Annotated in this window: 2 protein-coding genes; both read right to left on the bottom strand. The window is 77.0% G+C overall.

Going from position 1 to position 18523, the window contains the following annotated elements; genetic code table 11:
- Positions 1–2009, bottom strand: a 2009-nt coding sequence (locus tag ACPC54_RS40685; RefSeq protein ID WP_498972574.1) for a type I polyketide synthase, incomplete at its 3' end; no start/stop codon positions are given.
- 79 nt (positions 2010–2088) lie between these two features.
- Positions 2089–18315 carry a type I polyketide synthase gene (locus tag ACPC54_RS40690; RefSeq protein ID WP_498972576.1) on the bottom strand — a complete coding sequence of 5409 codons (16227 nt, stop codon included), beginning with the start codon at positions 18313–18315 and terminating at the stop codon, positions 2089–2091.
- Between the last annotated feature and the right edge of the window lie 208 nt (positions 18316–18523).

Genomic DNA, 18523 nt, shown 5'->3' on the forward strand with positions numbered 1-18523 from the left:
GCGCTGACCAGCTTGCCGGCGTCCTCCAGCGAGAACACCCCGGCCACGTGCGCGGCGGCCACCTCGCCGATCGAGTGCCCGGCCACGAACTCCGGTCGCACGCCCAGCGATTCGACCAGCCGGTACAGTGCCACCTCGACCGCGAACAGCCCGGCCTGGGCGAACTCCGTCCGGTTCAGCAGCTCCTCGTCCGATCCCCACACGACCTCCCGCAGTGGCAGATCCACCTGCCCGCACGCCTCGTCGAAGGCCCGAGCGAACACCGGGAAGCGTTCATACAGCTCCCGCCCCGTCCCCAGCCGCTGCGACCCCTGACCGGAGAACAGGAACGCCGTCCCGCCGCCCCGGACCGCGCCCTCGACGGCCCCGCCCGAGCCCGCCGCCAGCGCGTCGAGCCCGCGCAGCAGCGCGTCCCGGTCCGAACCGACCACCACGGCCCGGTGGTTGAGCATCGACCGGCTCGTGGCCAGCGCCGCCGCGACGTCCGCGGCCGGCAGGCCCGCCGCGACCTCGCGCAGCCGGGCGGCCTGGGCGCGCAGCGCGTCCGGCGTCCGGCCGCTCAGCACCCACGGCACGACGGCCGGGACCGGGGCGGCCTGCGCGGGCTCCTCCGCCACAACCTCGTCCGCCTGCTCCAGGACCACGTGCGCGTTGGTCCCGCTGATGCCGAACGCCGAGACGCCCGCCCGGCGCGGACGCCCGGTCTGCGGCCAGTCGCGGGCCTGCGTCAGCAGCTCGACGGCGCCCGCCGTCCAGTCCACGTGCGAGGACGGCTCGTCGACGTGCAGGGTTGCGGGCAGCACCCCGGCGCGCAGCGCCATGACCGTCTTGATCACGCCCGCGACGCCGGCCGCCGCCTGGGCGTGGCCGATGTTCGACTTGACGCCGCCGAGGTAGAGCGGCCGGTCGGCGGGCCGGTCCTGGCCGTAGGTCGCGAGCAGGGCCTGCGCCTCGATCGGGTCGCCGAGGGTCGTCCCCGTGCCGTGGGCCTCGACGGCGTCGACCTGGTCGGGGGTGAGGCGGGCGTTGGCGAGCGCGGCCCGGATGACGCGCTGCTGCGAGGGGCCGTTGGGGGCGGTCAGGCGGCTGCTGGCGCCGTCCTGGTTGACGGCCGTGCCCCGGACGACGGCGAGGACCTCGTGGCCCAGGCGCCGGGCGTCCGAGAGCCGCTCGACGAGCAGGACTCCGACGCCCTCGGCCCAGGAGGTGCCGTCCGCGGCCTCGGCGAAGGGCTTGCAGCGCCCGTCCGGGGCGAGGCCGCGCTGGCGGGAGAACTCGGTGAACAGGCGGGTGGTCGGCATGACGGCGACGCCCCCGGCGACGGCCATCGAGCACTCGCCGGCGCGCAGTGCGCGGACCGCGAGGTGGAGGGCGACGAGGGCGGAGGAGCACGCGGTGTCGACGGTGACGGCCGGGCCCTCCAGCCCGAGGGTGTAGGCGATGCGGCCGGAGAGGACGCTGACGGCTCCGCCGGTGAGGAGGTGGCCCTCGGTCTCCTCGGTCTGGCGGGCGAGGGAGCCGTAGTCGGTGTCGGCGCCGCCGATGAACACGCCGGTGTCGCTGCCGCGCAGGGCGGCGGGGGCGATGCGGGCGCGCTCGATCGCCTCCCAGGCGGATTCGAGGAGGAGCCGCTGCTGCGGGTCCATGGCGAGGGCCTCGCGGGGGGCGATGCCGAACAGCTCGGCGTCGAAGTCGGCAACGCCGTCGAGGAACCCGCCGTGGCGCACGTAGCTCTTGCCGGGGGTGCCGGGGATGGGGTCGTAGAGGCCCCCGGTGTCCCATCCGCGGTCCTCCGGGAGGTCGCCGATGGCGTCGGCGCCGTCGGCGACGAGCCGCCAGAGGTCCTCCGGGGCGCGGACGCCGCCGGGGTAGCGGCAGGCCATCCCGATGATCGCGATCGGCTCGGCGTCCCTCGCCTCGACGGACTCCAGGCGCTGCCTCGTGCGCCGCAGGTCCGCGGTGACCTTCTTGAGGTAGTCGCGGAGCTTGTCCTCGGAGGTGCTGGCCATGGGTGGGAATCCTCGCAGTTCGGCAGGGTGGTACGGGTCCGTGGGACGGCCCCGGGGCGGACGGCCCCGGGGCCGGTCCTCAGGCGAGTCCGAGCTCGCGGTCGATCAGGTCGAACATCTCGTCGTCCGTGGTGTCGTCGAGCGCGTCGTCCGGCCCGTCGGCGACCGCGGGCGACTCGGTCGCGTCGCCGTCCAGCCGCCACTGGAGGCTCTTGATGCGGGCGAGGAGGCGGGTCCGGGAGTCGGCGTCCAGTTCGGTGGCGCCGAGCGCGCTCTCCAGCTCGTCGAGTTCGGCGAAGACGGGCCGGGCGGGCGCCGTGGTGCCGGTGGGCGCGCCGACCAGGTCGCGCAGGCGCCCGGCGAGCGCGGTGGGCGACGGGTGGTCGAAGATCGTCGTGGTGGGCAGCCGCAGGCCGAGTTCGGCGTTGAGGCGGTTGCGCAGCTCGACGGCGGTCAGGGAGGACATGCCGAGGTCGAGGAAGCCGCGCTCGGGTTCGACGGCCTGGGGCGAGCCGTGGCCGAGGACGGCGGCGAGGTGGCCTACGACCACGTCCAGCAGAACCTTCTCCTGCTGGGCGGCGGCGAGGCCGGGCAGCCGGTCCAGGACGCCCCGGTCGGCGGTCGCCGTGCTCCCGGCGGGGCCTGCGGCCGTGCGCCGGACGGCGCGGCGGGGCGCGAGTTCGGCGAAGAGCGGCGGAGCCCCGGCCGTGGCGAGGGCGTGCCGGTCGAGCCGGATCGGGGCCAGGTGCGGTCGGTCCACACCGCTCGCGGCGTCGAGCAGGGCGAGGCCCTGGACGGCCGTGAGCGGCAGCATGCCGGAGCGCGCGAAGCGGGCGATGTCCACGGCGTCCAGCGTGGACGTCATTCCACTCGATTCTCCCCAGTATCCCCACCCGAGGGAGACGGCCGGGCGGCCTTCGGCGCGGCGGTGGTGGGCGAGCGCGTCGAGGAAGGCGTTGGCAGCGGCGTAGTTGGCCTGGCCGGGGCCACCGGCCGTGGCGGCGAAGGAGGAGAACAGGACGAAGGCGGAGATGCCGAGGTGGCTGGTCGCCTCGTGGAGGTTCCACCCGGCGTCGACCTTGGGGCGCAGCACCTCGGTGAGCTGGTCGTCCGTCAGGCTTTCGAGCAGTCCGTCGTGCAGGACGCCGGCCGCGTGGACGACGCCGGTGAGCGGGTGCTCGGCGGGGACGGTGGCGAGGAGCGCGTCGAGGGCGGCGCGGTCGGCGGTGTCGCACGCGGCGATGCGGGCGTCGGCGCCGAGGGCCGCGAGGTCGGCGAGGAGTTCGGCCGCGCCGGGGGCGTCGGGGCCGCGGCGGCCGGTGAGCAGGAGGTGGTGGACGCCGTGTTCGGTCACGAGGTGGCGGGCGACGAGGGCGCCGAGGGTGCCGGTGCCGCCGGTGATCAGGACGGTACCGGCGGGGTTCCAGGTCCACGCTCGGCCTCCCCCGGGGGCCACGGGGCGCAGCCGGGGTGCCGTCACCTCGCCGCCGCGGACGGCCAGGCGCGGCTCGTCGGGGACGGCGAGGGCTGCGGGCAGGGCGGCGTCGGAGGCCGGGTCGCCGTCGAGGTCGACGAGGAGGAAACGGCCGGGGTTCTCGGACTGGGCGGAGCGGATGAGTCCGTGGGCCGCCGCCTGGGCGAGGACGGTGGCGTCGGTGGAGGGGGCCGCGGCCTCGGCGCCGTGGGTGAGCAGGGCGAGGCGGGCGTCGGCGAGCCGGGGCTCGCCGAGCCAGGCGCGGGCGAGGCCGTGGGCGGCCCGGACGGCGCGGTGCGCGGCGGTGACGGGGTCGCCGTCGTCGGCGGCGGTGAGGCGGTGGACGACGGTGGCGGGTGCGGGCTCTCCGGCGTCGAGGGCGGCGGTGAGGTCGGCGAGGTCGGCGTAGGAGCGGGCGCCGAGGGCGGCGGTGAGTCCGTCGTCCGCGCCGAGGACGGCGGTGTCCGTGAGGTCGGCGGCAGAGACCGCGCTCGCGGGCATCGGGGCCCACTCGACCGCGTAGAGCGGGTCGGCCGCCGCGGCGAGGTGCTCGGGCGCGATCGGGCGGACGGTGACGGCCTCGGCGGTGAGCACGGGGGCGCCGTCGGCGTCGGCGGCGGTCAGCGCGTGGCTGCCGTCGGCGGCCGGGGTGAGCCGGACGCGGAGCAGGGCGGCGCCGGTGGCGTGGACGGTGACGCCGCGCCAGTCGGCGGGCTGGGCGGGGCCGGGGCCGCCCGGGAGGGCGGCGAGCAGGGATTGGAGCAGCCCGGGGTGGACGCGGAAGCCGGCCGTCTCGGTGCGGTGCTCCTCGGGCAGGGCGACCTCGGCGTACAGCTCGTCGCCGCGCCGCCAGCGCGCCAGGACCGTGCGGAAGCGCTCGCCGTACTCGGCGCCGTCCGGCTCGACGGCGTCCACCGCCCGGGCATCGGCGGGGGGCCATTCGGTCAGGGCCGCGCCGGCGGCACCGCCAGTGGTCAGGGTGCCGGTGGTCAGGGTGCCGGTGGCGTGGCGGGTCCACGGGGTGTCGTCGGGCGCGCCGGTCGGGCGGGCGTGGACGGTGAGGGCCCGTCGGCCGTCTGCGTCGGCGGGCCCCGCGGTGAGCTGGAGGTCGACGGTGCCGTGCTCGGGCAGGGTCAGCGGGGTGAGCTCGGCGAGCTCGGCGACGGTCGGGCAGCCGGCCTCGTCGCCGGCCCGCACGGCCCAGTCGGCCAGCGCGGTGCCCGGCACGACGGCGGTGCCGCGCACGCGGTGGTCGGCCGTCCAGGGGTGCGTCGTGGCGCCGATCCGGCCGGTGAGCAGCACGGTGTCGGCGTCCGCGAGGCGGACGGCACGGTCCAGCCCGCAGGGTTCGAGGGGCGCGCCGGCGCGGGCGGCGTCCTGGGCGAGCCAGTAGCGGCGGCGCTGGAAGGCGTAGGTGGGCAGGTCGACCAACCGGCCGCCGGCGAGGGCGGGCCGCCAGTCGATCCGCACGCCGCGCACGTGGGCCTCGGCGAGGGAGGTCAGCAGCCGGGCAGGGCCGCCGTCCTCGCGCCGGACGGTACCGAGCACGACGGCCCGGGCGCCCGCGTCGGCCGCGGTGTCCTCGACGGCCATGGCGAGCACGGGGTGCGGGCTGCATTCGAGGAAGGCGTCGTGGCCCTGGGCGAGCAGGGCGCGGACGGCCTCCTCCAGGCGGACGGTCTGCCGCAGGTTCCGGTACCAGTAGCCGGCGTCGAGGGGGGTGTCGCCGAGCCAGTCGGCGGTGACGGTGGAGAAGAACGGTATGCGGGCCTCGTGTGTGGTCAGTCCGGCGAGTTCGGTGCGCAGTGTCTCCTCGATCCGCGCGACCTGGGCGGAGTGGGAGGCGTAGTCGACGGGGATGCGCTTGGCCCGGACGCCGTCGCGGGCGCAGCCGGCCAGGAGGTCGTCGAGGGCGGCGGTCTCGCCGGAGACGACGACGCCGGACGGGCCGTTGGCGGCGGCCACCGAGATCCGGCCGCCGTAGGGCTCGATGCGGGCGAGGACGTCGGCGTGGGCCTGCGGCACCGACACCATGCCGCCGTGGCCGGAGAGGCCGCGGGCGATGGCCTGGCTGCGCAGGGCGACGACCTTCGCGGCGTCTTCCAGGGAGAGCGCGCCGGCCACGCAGGCGGCGGCGATCTCGCCCTGCGAGTGGCCGAGGACGGCGGCGGGGGTGACGCCGTGGGCCTGCCAGCAGGCGGCGAGCGCGATCATGGTGGCCCACAGGGCGGGTTGGGCGACGTCGACGCGGTCGAGTGACGGCGCTTCGGCTTCGCCGCGCAGGACGGCTTCGAGGGACCAGTCCGTCCAGGGGGCGAGGGCCTGTCCGCAGGCGGCGATCCGCTCGGCGAACTCCGGTGAGGCGTCGAGAAGTTGGGCGCCCATGCCGGTCCACTGGGAGCCCTGGCCGGGGAAGAGGAGGACGACCCGGCGGTCGCGCCCGGCGCCGTGCCGGCCGGTGACGACGTCCGGGGCAGGGGTTCCGTCGGCGAGCGCGGCGAGTCCGGCCCGCAGGTCCTCGGCGTCCGTACCGACGACGGCGGCGCGGTGCTCCAGGAGGGCGCGGCCGGTGGCGAGGGAGTGGGCGAGGTCGAGCGGCGAGGCGGCGCTGACGTCGAGGTGGTCGAGCAGGGCGCGGGCCTGGCCGCGCAGGGCCTCGGCGCTGCGGGCGGAGAGCAGCCAGGGCAGGGCGGGGCGCTCGGGCGCGGGGGCCGGTGCGGGCTCCTGATCGGGGGCCTGTTCGAGGATCACGTGGGCGTTGGTGCCGCTGAGGCCGAAGGAGGAGACGCCGGCGCGGCGGGGCCGCCCGGTGGCCGGCCAGTCGCGGGCCTCGGTGAGCAGGTCGACGGCGCCCAGCGTCCAGTCCACGTGCGTGGTGGGCCGGTCGATGTGGAGGCTCCGCGGGAGGGTGGCGTGCCGCAGGGCGAGGACGGTGCGCAGGACGCCGGCGACGCCCGCGGCGGCCTGGGTGTGGCCGAGGTTGGACTTCACCGAGCCGAGGAGCAGCGGGTGTTCACGCTCCTGGCCGTAGACGGTGAGCAGGGCCTGGGCCTCGATCGGGTCGCCGAGGCGGGTGCCGGTGCCGTGCGCCTCGACGGCGTCGACCTCGGCGGGCGTCAGACCGGCGTCCGCCAGGGCGGCCCGGATCACCCGCTGCTGCGACGGCCCGTTCGGGGCGCTGAGCCCGTTGGAGGCGCCGTCCTGGTTGACGGCCGAGCCGCGCACCACGGCCAGCACCGGGTGCCCGTTGCGCCGCGCGTCCGAGAGCCGTTCGACCAGCAGCACGCCGACACCCTCGGAGAAGCCGGTGCCGTCGGCGGCGTCGGCGAAGGGCTTGCAGCGGCCGTCGGCGGCCAGGCCGCGCTGGCGGGCGAAGTCGACCGGGATCATCGGCGTCGACATCACGGTGACGCCGCCGGCGAGGGCGAGCGTGCACTCGCCGCCGCGCAGCGCGCGGACCGCGAGGTGGAGCGCCACCAGGGACGACGAGCAGGCGGTGTCGACGGTGACCGCCGGGCCCTCCAGGCCGAGGGTGTAGGCGACGCGGCCGGAGATCACGCTCGCGGCGTTGCCGGTGCTGACGTACGGCGCGGCCTCGTCGGGGATGCGGGCGACCCGGTCGAGGTAGTCGCTGGAGGACAGGCCGGCGAAGACGCCGGTGCGGCTGCCGCGCAGCGTGCCGGGGTCGATGCCGGCGCGTTCGACGGCCTCCCACGAGGTCTCCAGGAGGAGTCGCTGCTGCGGGTCCATCGCGAGGGCCTCGTTGGGGCTGACGCCGAAGAAGGCGGCGTCGAAGCCGGCGGCGTCGGCGAGGAAGCCGCCCTCGCGGGTGCGGGAGGAGTCGGGGTGGTCGGGGATGCCGTCGTAGAGGCCGTCGAGGTCCCAGCCTCGGTCGGCGGGGAAGGGGGCGACGGCGTCGGTGCCGGCGGACAGCAGGGTCCACAGGTCGTCGGGGGTCGCGACGCCGCCGGGGAAGCGGCAGGCCATGCCGACGATCGCGATCGGCTCGTCGGCGCTCTGGAGGGCCGCACCGGCCGCGGTCGCCGCGCCGGTGCCGGTGAGGCCGTCGGCCAGGTGCCCGGCGAGGGCCCCGGGGGTGGGGTGGTCGAACACGAGGGTCGCTGGCAGCCGCAGTCCGGTCGCGGTGTTGAGGCGGTTGCGCAGTTCCACGGCGGTCAGGGAGTCGAGGCCGAGGTCGCGGAACGGCCGTGTGGCGTGGACCTGGTCGGCCGAGGAGTGGCCGAGGACGGCCGCGGTGCATCCGCTCACCAGGTCGAGCAGCGCCGCGGCGCGGTCGGCCGCGGTGAGCCCGGCGAGGCGGGCGCGCAGCCCGTCGGCGGCCTGGGTGCCCTGCGCGGTGCGGCGGGCCGGGGTACGGACCAAAGATCGCAGCAGGGCGGGGAGTTCGGCCGCGCCGCGCGAGCGCAGGGCGGCGGTGTCGAGGCGGACGGGGACGAGCAGGGCACGGTGGTCGGCGAGGGCGGCGTCGAACAGGGCGAGGCCGTCCGGGGTGCTGAGGGTGAGCGCGCCGGACTGCTCGGTCCGGGCCCGGTCGGTGGCGCCGAGGTGGGCGGTCATGGTGCTGGCCTGTGCCCACAGGCCCCAGGCGAGGGCGGTGGTGGGCAGGCCCGCGACGCGGCGGTGCTGGGCGAGGGCGTCGAGCCAGGCGTTGGCGGCGGCGTAGTTGCCCTGGCCGGGCGAGCCGAAGACGCCGGCGGCGGAGGAGAACAGGACGAGGTCGGCGAGGTCGAGTCCGCGGGTGAGCTCGTCCAGGTGGCGGGCGGCGTCGGCCTTGGGGCGCAGCACGGCGGCGAGCCGGTCGGCCGTCAGGCCTTCGACCACGCCGTCGTCGAGGATGCCGGCCGCGTGGACGACGGCGGTGAGCGGGTGCGCGGCGGGCACGGCGGCCAGCAGGGCGGCCAGGGCCTCGCGGTCGGCGGTGTCGCAGGCGGCGACGGTGACCTCGGCGCCGAGGGCGGTCAGCTCCTCGGCGAGGGCCGCCGCGCCGGGGGCGTCGGGGCCGCCGCGGCCGGCGAGCAGCAGGTGCCGCACGCCGCGCGCCGTGACCAGGTGGCGGGCGAGTTCGGCGCCGAGGGTGCCGGTCCCGCCGGTGATCAGGACACTGCCGTCGGCGTCCCAGGGGCGCGGGACGGTGAGCACGATCTTGCCGGTGTGCCGGGCCTGGGCCATGTACCGGAAGGCCTCGCGGGCGCGGGTGACGTCCCAGCAGGTGAGCGGGAGGGGGCGAAGCGCGCCCTGTTCGAACAGCTCGACCAGGTCGGCGAGCATCCGGCCGATCCGCTCCGGCCCGGCCTCCTGGAGGACGAAGGCCTGGTAGCGGGCGCCGCCGTGGGCGGCGGCGACCTCGGCGGGGTCGCGGACGTCGGTCCGGCCCATCTCGATCAGCCGTCCGCCGGGCGCGAGCAGGCGCAGCGAGGCGTCGACGTACTCCCCCGCGAGGGAGTTGAGGACGACGTCCACGCCATCGCCGCCGGTGGCGGTGCGGAAGCGCTCCTCGAAGTCGAGGGTGCGGGAGGAGGCGATGGCGGTGTCGGGCAGGCCGTCGGCGCGCAGCAGGTGCTGCTTGGCCTCGCTCGCGGTGCCGTAGACCTCGGCGCCCCAGAGGCGGCCGAGCTGGGTGGCGGCCATGCCGACGCCGCCGGTCGCGGCGTGGACGAGGAGGCGTTCGCCGTCCTTGAGGTCGGCGAGGTCGCGCAGGGCGTAGTAGGCGGTGAGGAAGACGACGGGGACGGAGGCGGCCTGGGCGAAGGTCCAGCCCCGGGGGACGCGGGCGAGCACGCGGTGGTCGGCGACGGCGAGCGGGCCGAAGCCCCCGGTGACCATGCCCATCACGCGGTCGCCGACGGCGAGTCCGGTGACGCCGGGGCCGACTTCGCGGACGATGCCGGCGGCCTCGGCGCCGAGGAAGCGGGCGCCGCCCGGGTACATGTCGAGGGCGTTGAGCACGTCGCGGAAGTTGAGGCCGGCGGCTCGGACCTCGATGCGGACCTCGCCCTCGGCGAGCGGCGCGGCCGCGTCGGGGCTCGGCAGGAGTTCGAGGTTGTCGACCGTGCCCTTGGTGCGGAGGTCGAGGCGCCACGGGCCGTCGGGCACGGGCAGCGGCGCGGCGGTGTGGGCGCGGGCCAGGCGGGGGGCGTGGGCGGTGCCGTGGCGCAGGGCGAGCCGGGGTTCCCCGGTGGCGAGCGCGGCGGGCAGGGCGCGCCAGGAGGCCGGGTCGTCGTCCAGGTCGGCGAGGACGATGCGGCCGGGGTGCTCGCTCTGGGCGGAGCGGACCAGGCCGTGGACGGCGGCGGCAGGCAGGTCGTGGACGTCCTCGGCGGGGTCGGCGGCGACGGCGCGGCGGGTGGTCACGAGCAGGGTGGCGTCGGGGCGGTCGTCGGCGAGCCACGGCCGGAGGACGGCGAGGGCGTGGGCGAGGGCGTCCAGTGGTTCGTCGCCGCCGAGTTCGACGAGCGTGACGTCCGCGTCGGCGCCGAGGGTGACCCCGGCCTCGGCGAGGGCCGCCGCGTGGGCGGGCGGCTCACCGAGGACGGCCCAGCGGGCCGGGGCGGCCTCGGGGAGGGTCAGGGCCGGCCAGTCCAGGTGGAAGAGCGCCTCGCGCGCCACCCGGGCGGCCGGGTCGAGGGCGCCCTCGGCGAGCGGGCGCACGGCCAGCGCCTCGATGGCGGCCACGGGCCGGCCGGTCGGGTCGGCCATCGCGACGGACACCGTGTCGGGCCCGGCCGGGGTGAGCGTCACCCGCAGCGCGGTGGCCCCGGTGGCGTGGAGCGTGACGCCGGTCCAGGCGAACGGCAGCCCGGGTCGGCCCGCCAGCGGGCCGAGCCCGGCCGGGTGCAGGGCCGCGTCGAGGAGGGCGGGGTGCAGGCCGTAGCGGGCGGCGTCGGCGCGGGCCGGCGCGGGCAGCTCGACCTCGGCGTGGACGGCGGCACCCAGGCGCCAGACCGCGCGGACGCCCTGGAACACCGGGCCGTAACCGTAGCCCCGCTCGCGCAGGCCCGGGTAGAAGCCGCCGACGTCGATCGGCTCGGCGCCGACGGGCGGCCAGGCGGCGGCAGCCGGCGCGGGCTCGGCCCCGGCGGGGGCGACGGCGCCGTCGGCGTGCCGGGTCCAGCCCTCGGGCGCCTGCGCGTCGGCCGGGCGGGTGTGCAGGGCTACCGGGCGCCGGCCGGTGTCGTCCGGGGCGCCGACCTCGATCTGCACCTGGAGCGCACCGCGCTCGGGCAGCAGGACGGGCGCGTGCAGGGTCAGTTCCTCGATGCGCCCGCAGCCGAGCTCGTCGCCGGCCCGCACGACCGCCTCGACCAGCGCGGCGCCGGGCACCACGACGGTGCCCGCGACGGCGTGGTCGGCGAGCCACGGGTGGGTGTGCAGCGACCAGCGCGCGGTGGCCACCAGCCCGCCGCCCTGGGCGAGTTCGACGGCGGCGCCGAGCAGCGGGTGCTCCGGCGCGGCCAGCCCCGCCGTGGTGACGTCGCCCCCCGTCCCGCCCGGGCGCGGCCAGTAGCGCTGCCGCTGGAACGGGTACGTCGGCAGCTCGGTGGCGCGCGCGCCGGTGCCGGCGAACAGGAGGTCCCAGTCCACCCGGGCGCCGTGGTTGCGCGCGTCGGCGAGGGCGAGCAGGAAGCGGCCGGGGCCGCCCTCGTCGCGACGCAGCGTGCCGAGGGCGGCGGCGGGCAGGCCGCTGTCCTCGATCGTCTCCTGGACACCGGTGGTCACCACGGGGTGCGGGCTGACCTCGACGAACACCCGGTGGCCTGCGGCCAGCAGGGTGCGGGTGGCCTGCTCGAACTCCACGGTGTGGCGCAGGTTGCGGTACCAGTAGGCGGCGTCCAGCGCGGCGGTGTCGATCACGGCGCCGGTGACGGTCGAGCAGAACGGGACGTCGGCGGTGCGCGGGGTGATCGGCGCGAGGAGGTCGAGCAGCTCGTGCTCGATGCGCTCGACGTGCGCGGAGTGCGAGGCGTAGTCGACCGGGATGCGGCGCGCCCGCACGCCGGCCTGCTCGCAGTCGGCGATCAGCTCCTCCAGGGCCTCGGGGTCGCCCGAGACCACCACCGAGCCGGGGCCGTTGACGGCGGCGACGGAGATGCGGTCGCCCCAAGGCAGGAGGCGCTCGCGGACGGCGGCGACCGGCTCTGCCACCGAAACCATGCCACCGAGGCCCGCGAGCCGCCGGATCGCCCGGCTGCGCAGGGCGACGACGCGGGCGGCGTCGTCCAGGGAGAGCGCGCCGGCCACGCAGGCGGCGGCGATCTCGCCCTGCGAGTGGCCGAGCACGGCGGCCGGCTCCACGCCGTGCGCGCGCCACAGTTCGGCCAGCGACACCATGACGGCGAACAGCACGGGCTGCACGACGTCGACCCGGTCGAAGCCGGGCGCACCGGGTTCGCCGCGCAGGACGTCGGTTGCCGACCAGTCGGTGAACGGCTCCAGGGCCGCCGCGCACTCGGCGAACCGCTGCGCGAACACCGGTGCGGTGTCGAGGAGTTCGACCGCCATGCCGGCCCACTGGGAGCCCTGGCCGGGGAAGACGAACACCGGTGCGCCCTCCCCTGCGGCCTGTCCTTCCAGGACGGCAGGGGTGGCGCGGCCTTCGGCGAGTGCGTCCAGACCGTCCAACAGGCCGGCCCGGTCGGGCGCGACGACGGCGGCCCGGTGCTCCAGGGCGGTGCGGGTGGTGGCGAGGGAACGGGCGATGTCGTCGAGGGCGGGCCCGGTGGCACGGACGTGGGCGGCGAGCCGGCGGGCCTGCCCACGCACGGCCTCGGGGGTCCGAGCGGACAGCAGCCAGGGCAGCGGGCGGTCGGCGGACGGGCGCTCGGGCGGCGACTCGGGCGCGGGGGCCGCTTCGAGGATCACGTGGGCGTTGGTACCGCTGACGCCGAACGAGGACACGCCGGCGCGCGGCGGCCGTCCGGTCTCGGGCCACGCACGGGCCTCGTCCAGCAGCTCGACGGCGCCGGCGGTCCAGTCGACCTGCGCGGTCGGCTCGTCGATGTGCAGGGACTTCGGGAGCTCGCCGTGCTGCATCGCGAGCACGGTCTTCATCACGCCGGCGACCCCGGCGGCGGCCTGGGTGTGGCCGAGGTTGGACTTCACCGAGCCGAGGAGCAGCGGGTGTTCACGCTCCTGGCCGTAGACGGTGAGCAGGGCCTGGGCCTCGATCGGGTCGCCGAGGCGGGTGCCGGTGCCGTGCGCCTCGACGGCGTCGACCTCGGCGGGCGTCAGACCGGCGTCCGCCAGGGCGGCCCGGATCACCCGCTGCTGGGACGGGCCGTTGGGCGCCGTGAGGCCGTTGGAGGCGCCGTCCTGGTTGACGGCCGAGCCGCGCACCACGGCCAGCACCGGGTGCCCGTTGCGCCACGCGTCCGAGAGCCGCTCAACGAGCAGCACGCCCACGCCCTCGGCCCAGCCCGTCCCGTCCGCGGCGGCGGCGAACGGCTTGCAGCGGCCGTCCGGGGCCAGGCCGCGCTGACGTGAGAACTCGACGAACACCTGCGGCGTGGACATCACCGTCACACCGCCCGCGAGCGCCAGCGAGCACTCTCCCCGGCGCAGCGCCTGGGCCGCCAGGTGCAGCGCGACCAGGGAGGACGAGCAGGCGGTGTCGACGGTGACGGCCGGGCCCTCCAGGCCGAGGGTGTAGGCGACGCGGCCGGAGATCACGCTCGCGGCGTTGCCCGTCATCACGTGCCCGGCCACGCCCTCCCGGGCCGCGTCCAGCAGCACCTGGTAGTCCTGGAAGTTGGAGCCGACGAACACGCCGGTCCGCGAGCCGTGCAGCGCCCCGGGGTCGATGCCGGATCGCTCGACGGCCTCCCAGACCGTCTCCAGCAGGAGCCGCTGCTGCGGGTCCATCGCGAGGGCCTCGCGCGGGGAGATCCCGAAGAAGGCGGCGTCGAAGTCGGCCGGGGCGGCGAGGAACGCGCCCTCGGCGACGTAGCTGGTGCCCTCGTGGTCAGGGTCCGGGTGGTGCAGGCGATCGGTGTCCCAGCCCCGGTCGGCCGGAAACGGGCTCACCGCGTCGCGGCCCTCGGCGAGCAGTCGCCAGAGGTCCTCCGGCGACTCGATGCCGCCGGGGAAGCGGCAGGCCATCGCGACGATCGCGATCGGCTCGTCGGCGGCGACGGCCGGGGCGGTGAAGGTCTCGCCCGCGGCCGTTCCGGCCAGCTCGGCGCGCAGCTGCGCGGCGACGGCGGTCGGGGTCGGCTGGTCGAACAGCAGAGTGGCGGGCAGGCGCAGACCGGTCGCGGCGGTGAGGCGATTGCGCAGCTCGACGGCGGTCAGCGAGTCGAAGCCGAGGTCCCGGAACGCCCGGGCGGCGTGGACGGTCGCGGTGGAGGCGTGCCCGAGAACGGCGGCGGCCTCGGTGCGGACGAGCTCCAGCAGCAGGCGCTCCTGCTCGTCGGCACCGCGGCCGCGCAGCCGATCGGCCAGCGGGGAGTCGGTGGTCGCCGTGGCGACGCCCTGGTGGACCGCGCGACGCACCTCGGGCAGGTCCGCGATCAGCGCGCTCGGGCGGGCGGCGGTGAGCACGGGGGCGAGCACGCTCCAGTCCACGTCCGCCACGGTGAGACCGGAGGCATCCGCGAGCAGGGCCCGACGCAGCGCGGCGACCGCCCGCTCCGGGTCCATCGGGGCGAGCCCGCTGCGCCGCATCCGCCCGGCGAGGCCCGGGTGGTCCCCCGCCATGCCGCCCCCGGCCCAGGGGCCCCAGGCGACGGCGGTGGCGGGCAGCCCGGCGGCGCGGCGGTGCTCGGCGAGAGCGTCGAGGTAGGCGTTGGCGGCGGCGTAGTTGGCCTGGCCGGGGTTGCCGAGGACGCCGGTGATCGAGGAGAACAGGACGAACAGGGCGAGGTCGTGCCCGGCCGTCAGCTCGTGGAGGTTGCGGGCGGAGACGGCCTTGGCGCGGAGCACGGCGTCGAAGCGGTCGGCCGTGAGGCTTTCCAGGACACCGTCGTCGAGGACACCGGCCGCGTGGACGATGCCGGCGAGCGGGTACTCGGCGGGCACGGCGGCGAGGAGGGCGGCGAGCGCGTCGCGGTCGGCGACGTCGCAGGCGGCGACGGTGACGCGGGCGCCGAGGGCGGTCAGCTCGTCGCTCAGCTGCTGCGCGCCGGGGGCCTCGGGGCCACGGCGGCCGACGAGGAGGAGGTGCTCGGCGCCGCCCTGGACCAGCCAGCGGGCGACGTGGGCACCGAGGGCGCCGGTGCCGCCGGTGACGAGGACGGTGCCTCGGGGGGCGGACCAACCGGCGGGGGCGACGGCCGCCGCGCGCCCGTCCGTACCGGTCGCGGCCGCGCGGGTCGACTCCGCCGGCAGGTGGCGGCGGGTCAGACGGCGGGCGTAGGCGCCGGAGCCGCGCAGGGCGAGCTGGTCCTCGGCGGTCTGGGCGAGGAGACCGGCCAGGCGGACGGCGGTGCGGGCGTCGGGGGCGTCGGGCAGGTCGATCAGCCCGCCCCAGCGATGCGGGTGCTCCAGCGCGGCCACCCGGCCGAGGCCCCACAGCTGCGCCTGCTCCGGCTCGCGCACCCGGTCGGCGCCCTCGGCGGCGACGGCGCCCCGGGTGAGGCACCAGAGCCTCGCCGGACCGCCTGCGGCCTCCAGGGTGCGCAGCAGCTCGACGGTCGCGGGCAGGTACCGGGGAACGACGGGGAACCCGGCGTGCGGGCGGCCGTCGGCGGCGAGGAAGGACAGGACTCCGGCGACCGGCTCGGCGGAGCCGTCCGCGAGCAGGGCGTCCACGTCCTCGACCCCCGCCGCACGCTCGATCCGCAGGCCCCGGCCGGCCAGGGCGTCGAGGACGGCGGCGGGCCAGTCGTCCGGCGCGTCCGCCGCGCCTTCCTGCATGACGGCGAGCCAACGACCCGACGGGACGGTGTCGGTGAGGCCGCGCACGGGCGCCCAGGCCGTCCCGTACGTCCAGCCGTCGAGCGTGCCCGGCAGGCGCAGCTGCCCGCGCCAGGAGGCCAGGACCGGCAGCAGGCGGTCGAGCGAGGCCTCGGCGGCCTCCTCCGCGATCCCGAGGACCGCCGACGCCTCCCGCAGGTCACCGGCCTCGACGGCGGCCCAGAACGCGTCCTCGACCGGGTCGGGCGCGGGCGCGCCCGTGGTGCGGTGCGGGAGCTCGGGCAGCCAGTAGCGCTGCCGCTGGAACGCGTACGTCGGCACATCGATGCGCCGGCCGCCGGACCCGGCGAGCACCGCCGCCCAGTCCGGGCCGGCGCCGCGCACGTGCAGGCGGGCGAGGGCCGTCAGGAGGGCCGGCTCCTCGGGACGGTCCTTGCGGAGCGCGGCGGCCAGGGCCGCTTCGGCGGGCAGCGAATCGGCCGCCATGGCGGTGAGCGCGCCGTCCGGGCCGAGTTCGAGGAACCGGGTGACTCCGGCCCCGTGCAGCGTGCGGATGCCGTCGCCGAAGCGGACGGCCTCGCGGACGTGGCGCACCCAGTAGTCGGGCGACGTCAGGCCCTCCGCCAGTTCGCCGGTCAGGTTGGAGACCACCGGGATCGACGGCGCGCTGTAGCTCAGCCCGTCGAGGACGGCGCGGAAGTCCTCCAGCATCGGGTCCATCAGCGGCGAGTGGAACGCGTGCGAGACGCGCAGCCGGGTCGTCCTGCGGTCGGCGAAGTGCGCGCGGACCGCCTCGACGGCCTCCTCCGTGCCGGAAACGACGACGGAGGTCGGTCCGTTCACGGCGGCGATCGACACGAACTCACCCAGAAGCGGCAGGACTTCGTCCTCCGTCGCCTGCACGGCCAGCATCGCGCCACCCTTCGGCAGTGCCTGCATCAGCCGGCCACGAGCGCTGACCAGCTTGCCGGCGTCCTCCAGCGAGAACACCCCGGCCACGTGCGCGGCGGCCACCTCGCCGATCGAGTGCCCGGCCACGAACTCCGGCCGCACGCCGAACGATTCGATCAGCCGGTACAGTGCCACCTCGACCGCGAACAGCCCGGCCTGGGCGTACGCGGTCCGGTTCAGCAGCTCCGTGTCCTCGCCCCACACCACCTCGCGCACGGGTAGCCCCAGCTCCCCGCACACCGCGTCGAAGGCCTCCGCGAACACCGGGAAGCGCTCGTACAACTCCCGTCCCATACCCAGCCGTTGCGACCCCTGCCCGGAGAACAGGAACGCCGTCGCGCCCTTCTCGACGGCACCCGTGACAACGCCCGCTCCCCCGCCCCCGGCCGCGAGGGCGTCCAGGGCGCACAGGCGCTCCTCCGGGTCGGCCGAGACGACGACGGCCCGGTGGGCCATGGCCGTCCGGCCGGTCGCCAGGGAGTACGCGACGTCGGCCGGGTCGAGCGGTCCGCGCGTGCGAAGGTGGGTGGCCAGGCGTCCGGCCTGGGCCCGCAGGGCCGTCTCGTCGTGCGCCGACAGCACCCACGACAGCACCCACGGCAGCGCCGCCTCGGGCGCGGCCTCGGACGCGACGCCACCGCCGGGCTCCGCCGGCGCCGCCTCCAGCACGACGTGCGCGTTGGTGCCGCTCACACCGAAGGAGGAGACCGCCGCGCGCCGGGGCCACGCGTTGGCGGGCCATTCCCGGGCCTCGCCCAGGAGTTCGGCGGCGCCGGCGGTCCAGTCGACATGCGGGGTCGGGGCGTCGAGGTGCAGCGTGCGCGGCAACAGGCCGTGCCGCATCGCGAGCACCGTCTTGATCACCCCGGCCACGCCGGAGGCGGCCTGGGTGTGGCCGGTGTTGGACTTCAACGCGCCGATGAGCACCGGCCGTTCGCGGTCCTGCCCGTACGTCGCGAGCAGGGCCTGCGCTTCGATCGGGTCGCCGAGCCGCGTGCCCGTGCCGTGCGCCTCGACGACGTCCACCTCGGCGGGCGTCAGACCGGCGTCGGCGAGCGCGGCCCGGATCACGCGCTGCTGCGACGGGCCGTTGGGCGCCGTCAGCCCGTTCGAGGCCCCGTCCTGGTTGACGGCGGAGCCCCGCACGACGGCGAGCACCGGGTGGCCGAGGCGCTGCGCGTCGGACAGCCGCTCGACCAGCAGAATCGCTGCTCCCTCGCTCCACGCGGTGCCGTCGGCCGCCGCCGCGAAGGGCTTGCACCGGCCGTCGGCGGCGAGGCCGCCCTGCCGGGAGAACTCGGTGAACATCTGCGGGCTGGACATCACCGTCACGCCGCCCGCGAGCGCGAGCGCGCACTCACCGCGGCGCAGCGACTGCACGGCGAGGTGCAGGGCGACGAGGGAGGAGGAGCAGGCGGTGTCGACCGTGATGGCCGGGCCTTCGAGGCCGAGGACGTAGGAGATGCGGCCGGAGGCGACGCTGACGGTGTTGCCGGTCAGCAGGTGCCCGGCGGCGGTCTCGGTGACCTGGCCGCCGGCGGTGGAGGCGCTGTCGTAACCGCCGTGCCCGGCGCCGACGAACACGCCGGTCGGGGTTCCGGTCAGCGTCCCGGGGTCGATGCCGGCGCGTTCGACGGCCTCCCAGGCGGTCTCCAGGAGGATCCGCTGCTGGGGGTCCATGGCGAGGGCCTCGCGCGGGGATATGCCGAAGAACGCGGCGTCGAACTCGCCCGCGTCGTGCAGGAATCCGCTCTCGCGGGAGGTGACGGCGCCCTCGGGCAGGTCCCAGCCGCGGTCGGCGGGGAAGGCGGAGACGGCGTCGACGCCGTCCCGCACCAGCTCCCAGAGCTCCTCGGGTGAAGCGACCCCGCCCGGCAGCCGGCAGGCCATGCCGACCACCGCGATCGGCTCCCGGTGCTGCTCGGTCACCTCGCGGAGCTGCTCGCGGGTCTCGTGGAGGTCCGCGATCGCCCGCTTCAGGTAGTCGCGGAGCTTGTCTTCGTTCGACATCGGGACGTCAACCTCTCCGGGGGTCTGCCAGGGAACGCCGTGCGGGAAGGGCCCGGCCGGACGCCCGGTCCGGCGCCGCGCGCGAACTCCTGACGTCGGGTCGGACCCGTCGCCCGCCCAGTCTCGCCACGGACGGCCCCGGTTTTCCCTAAACGCTGGGCGCCCCGAACGCACGGACGGGCGTGCCGGCACTCGTGGGTGCCCGGCA

The organism is Kitasatospora sp. NPDC094028 (assembly GCF_049543595.1).
Taxonomy (GTDB): Bacteria; Actinomycetota; Actinomycetes; order Streptomycetales; family Streptomycetaceae; genus Kitasatospora.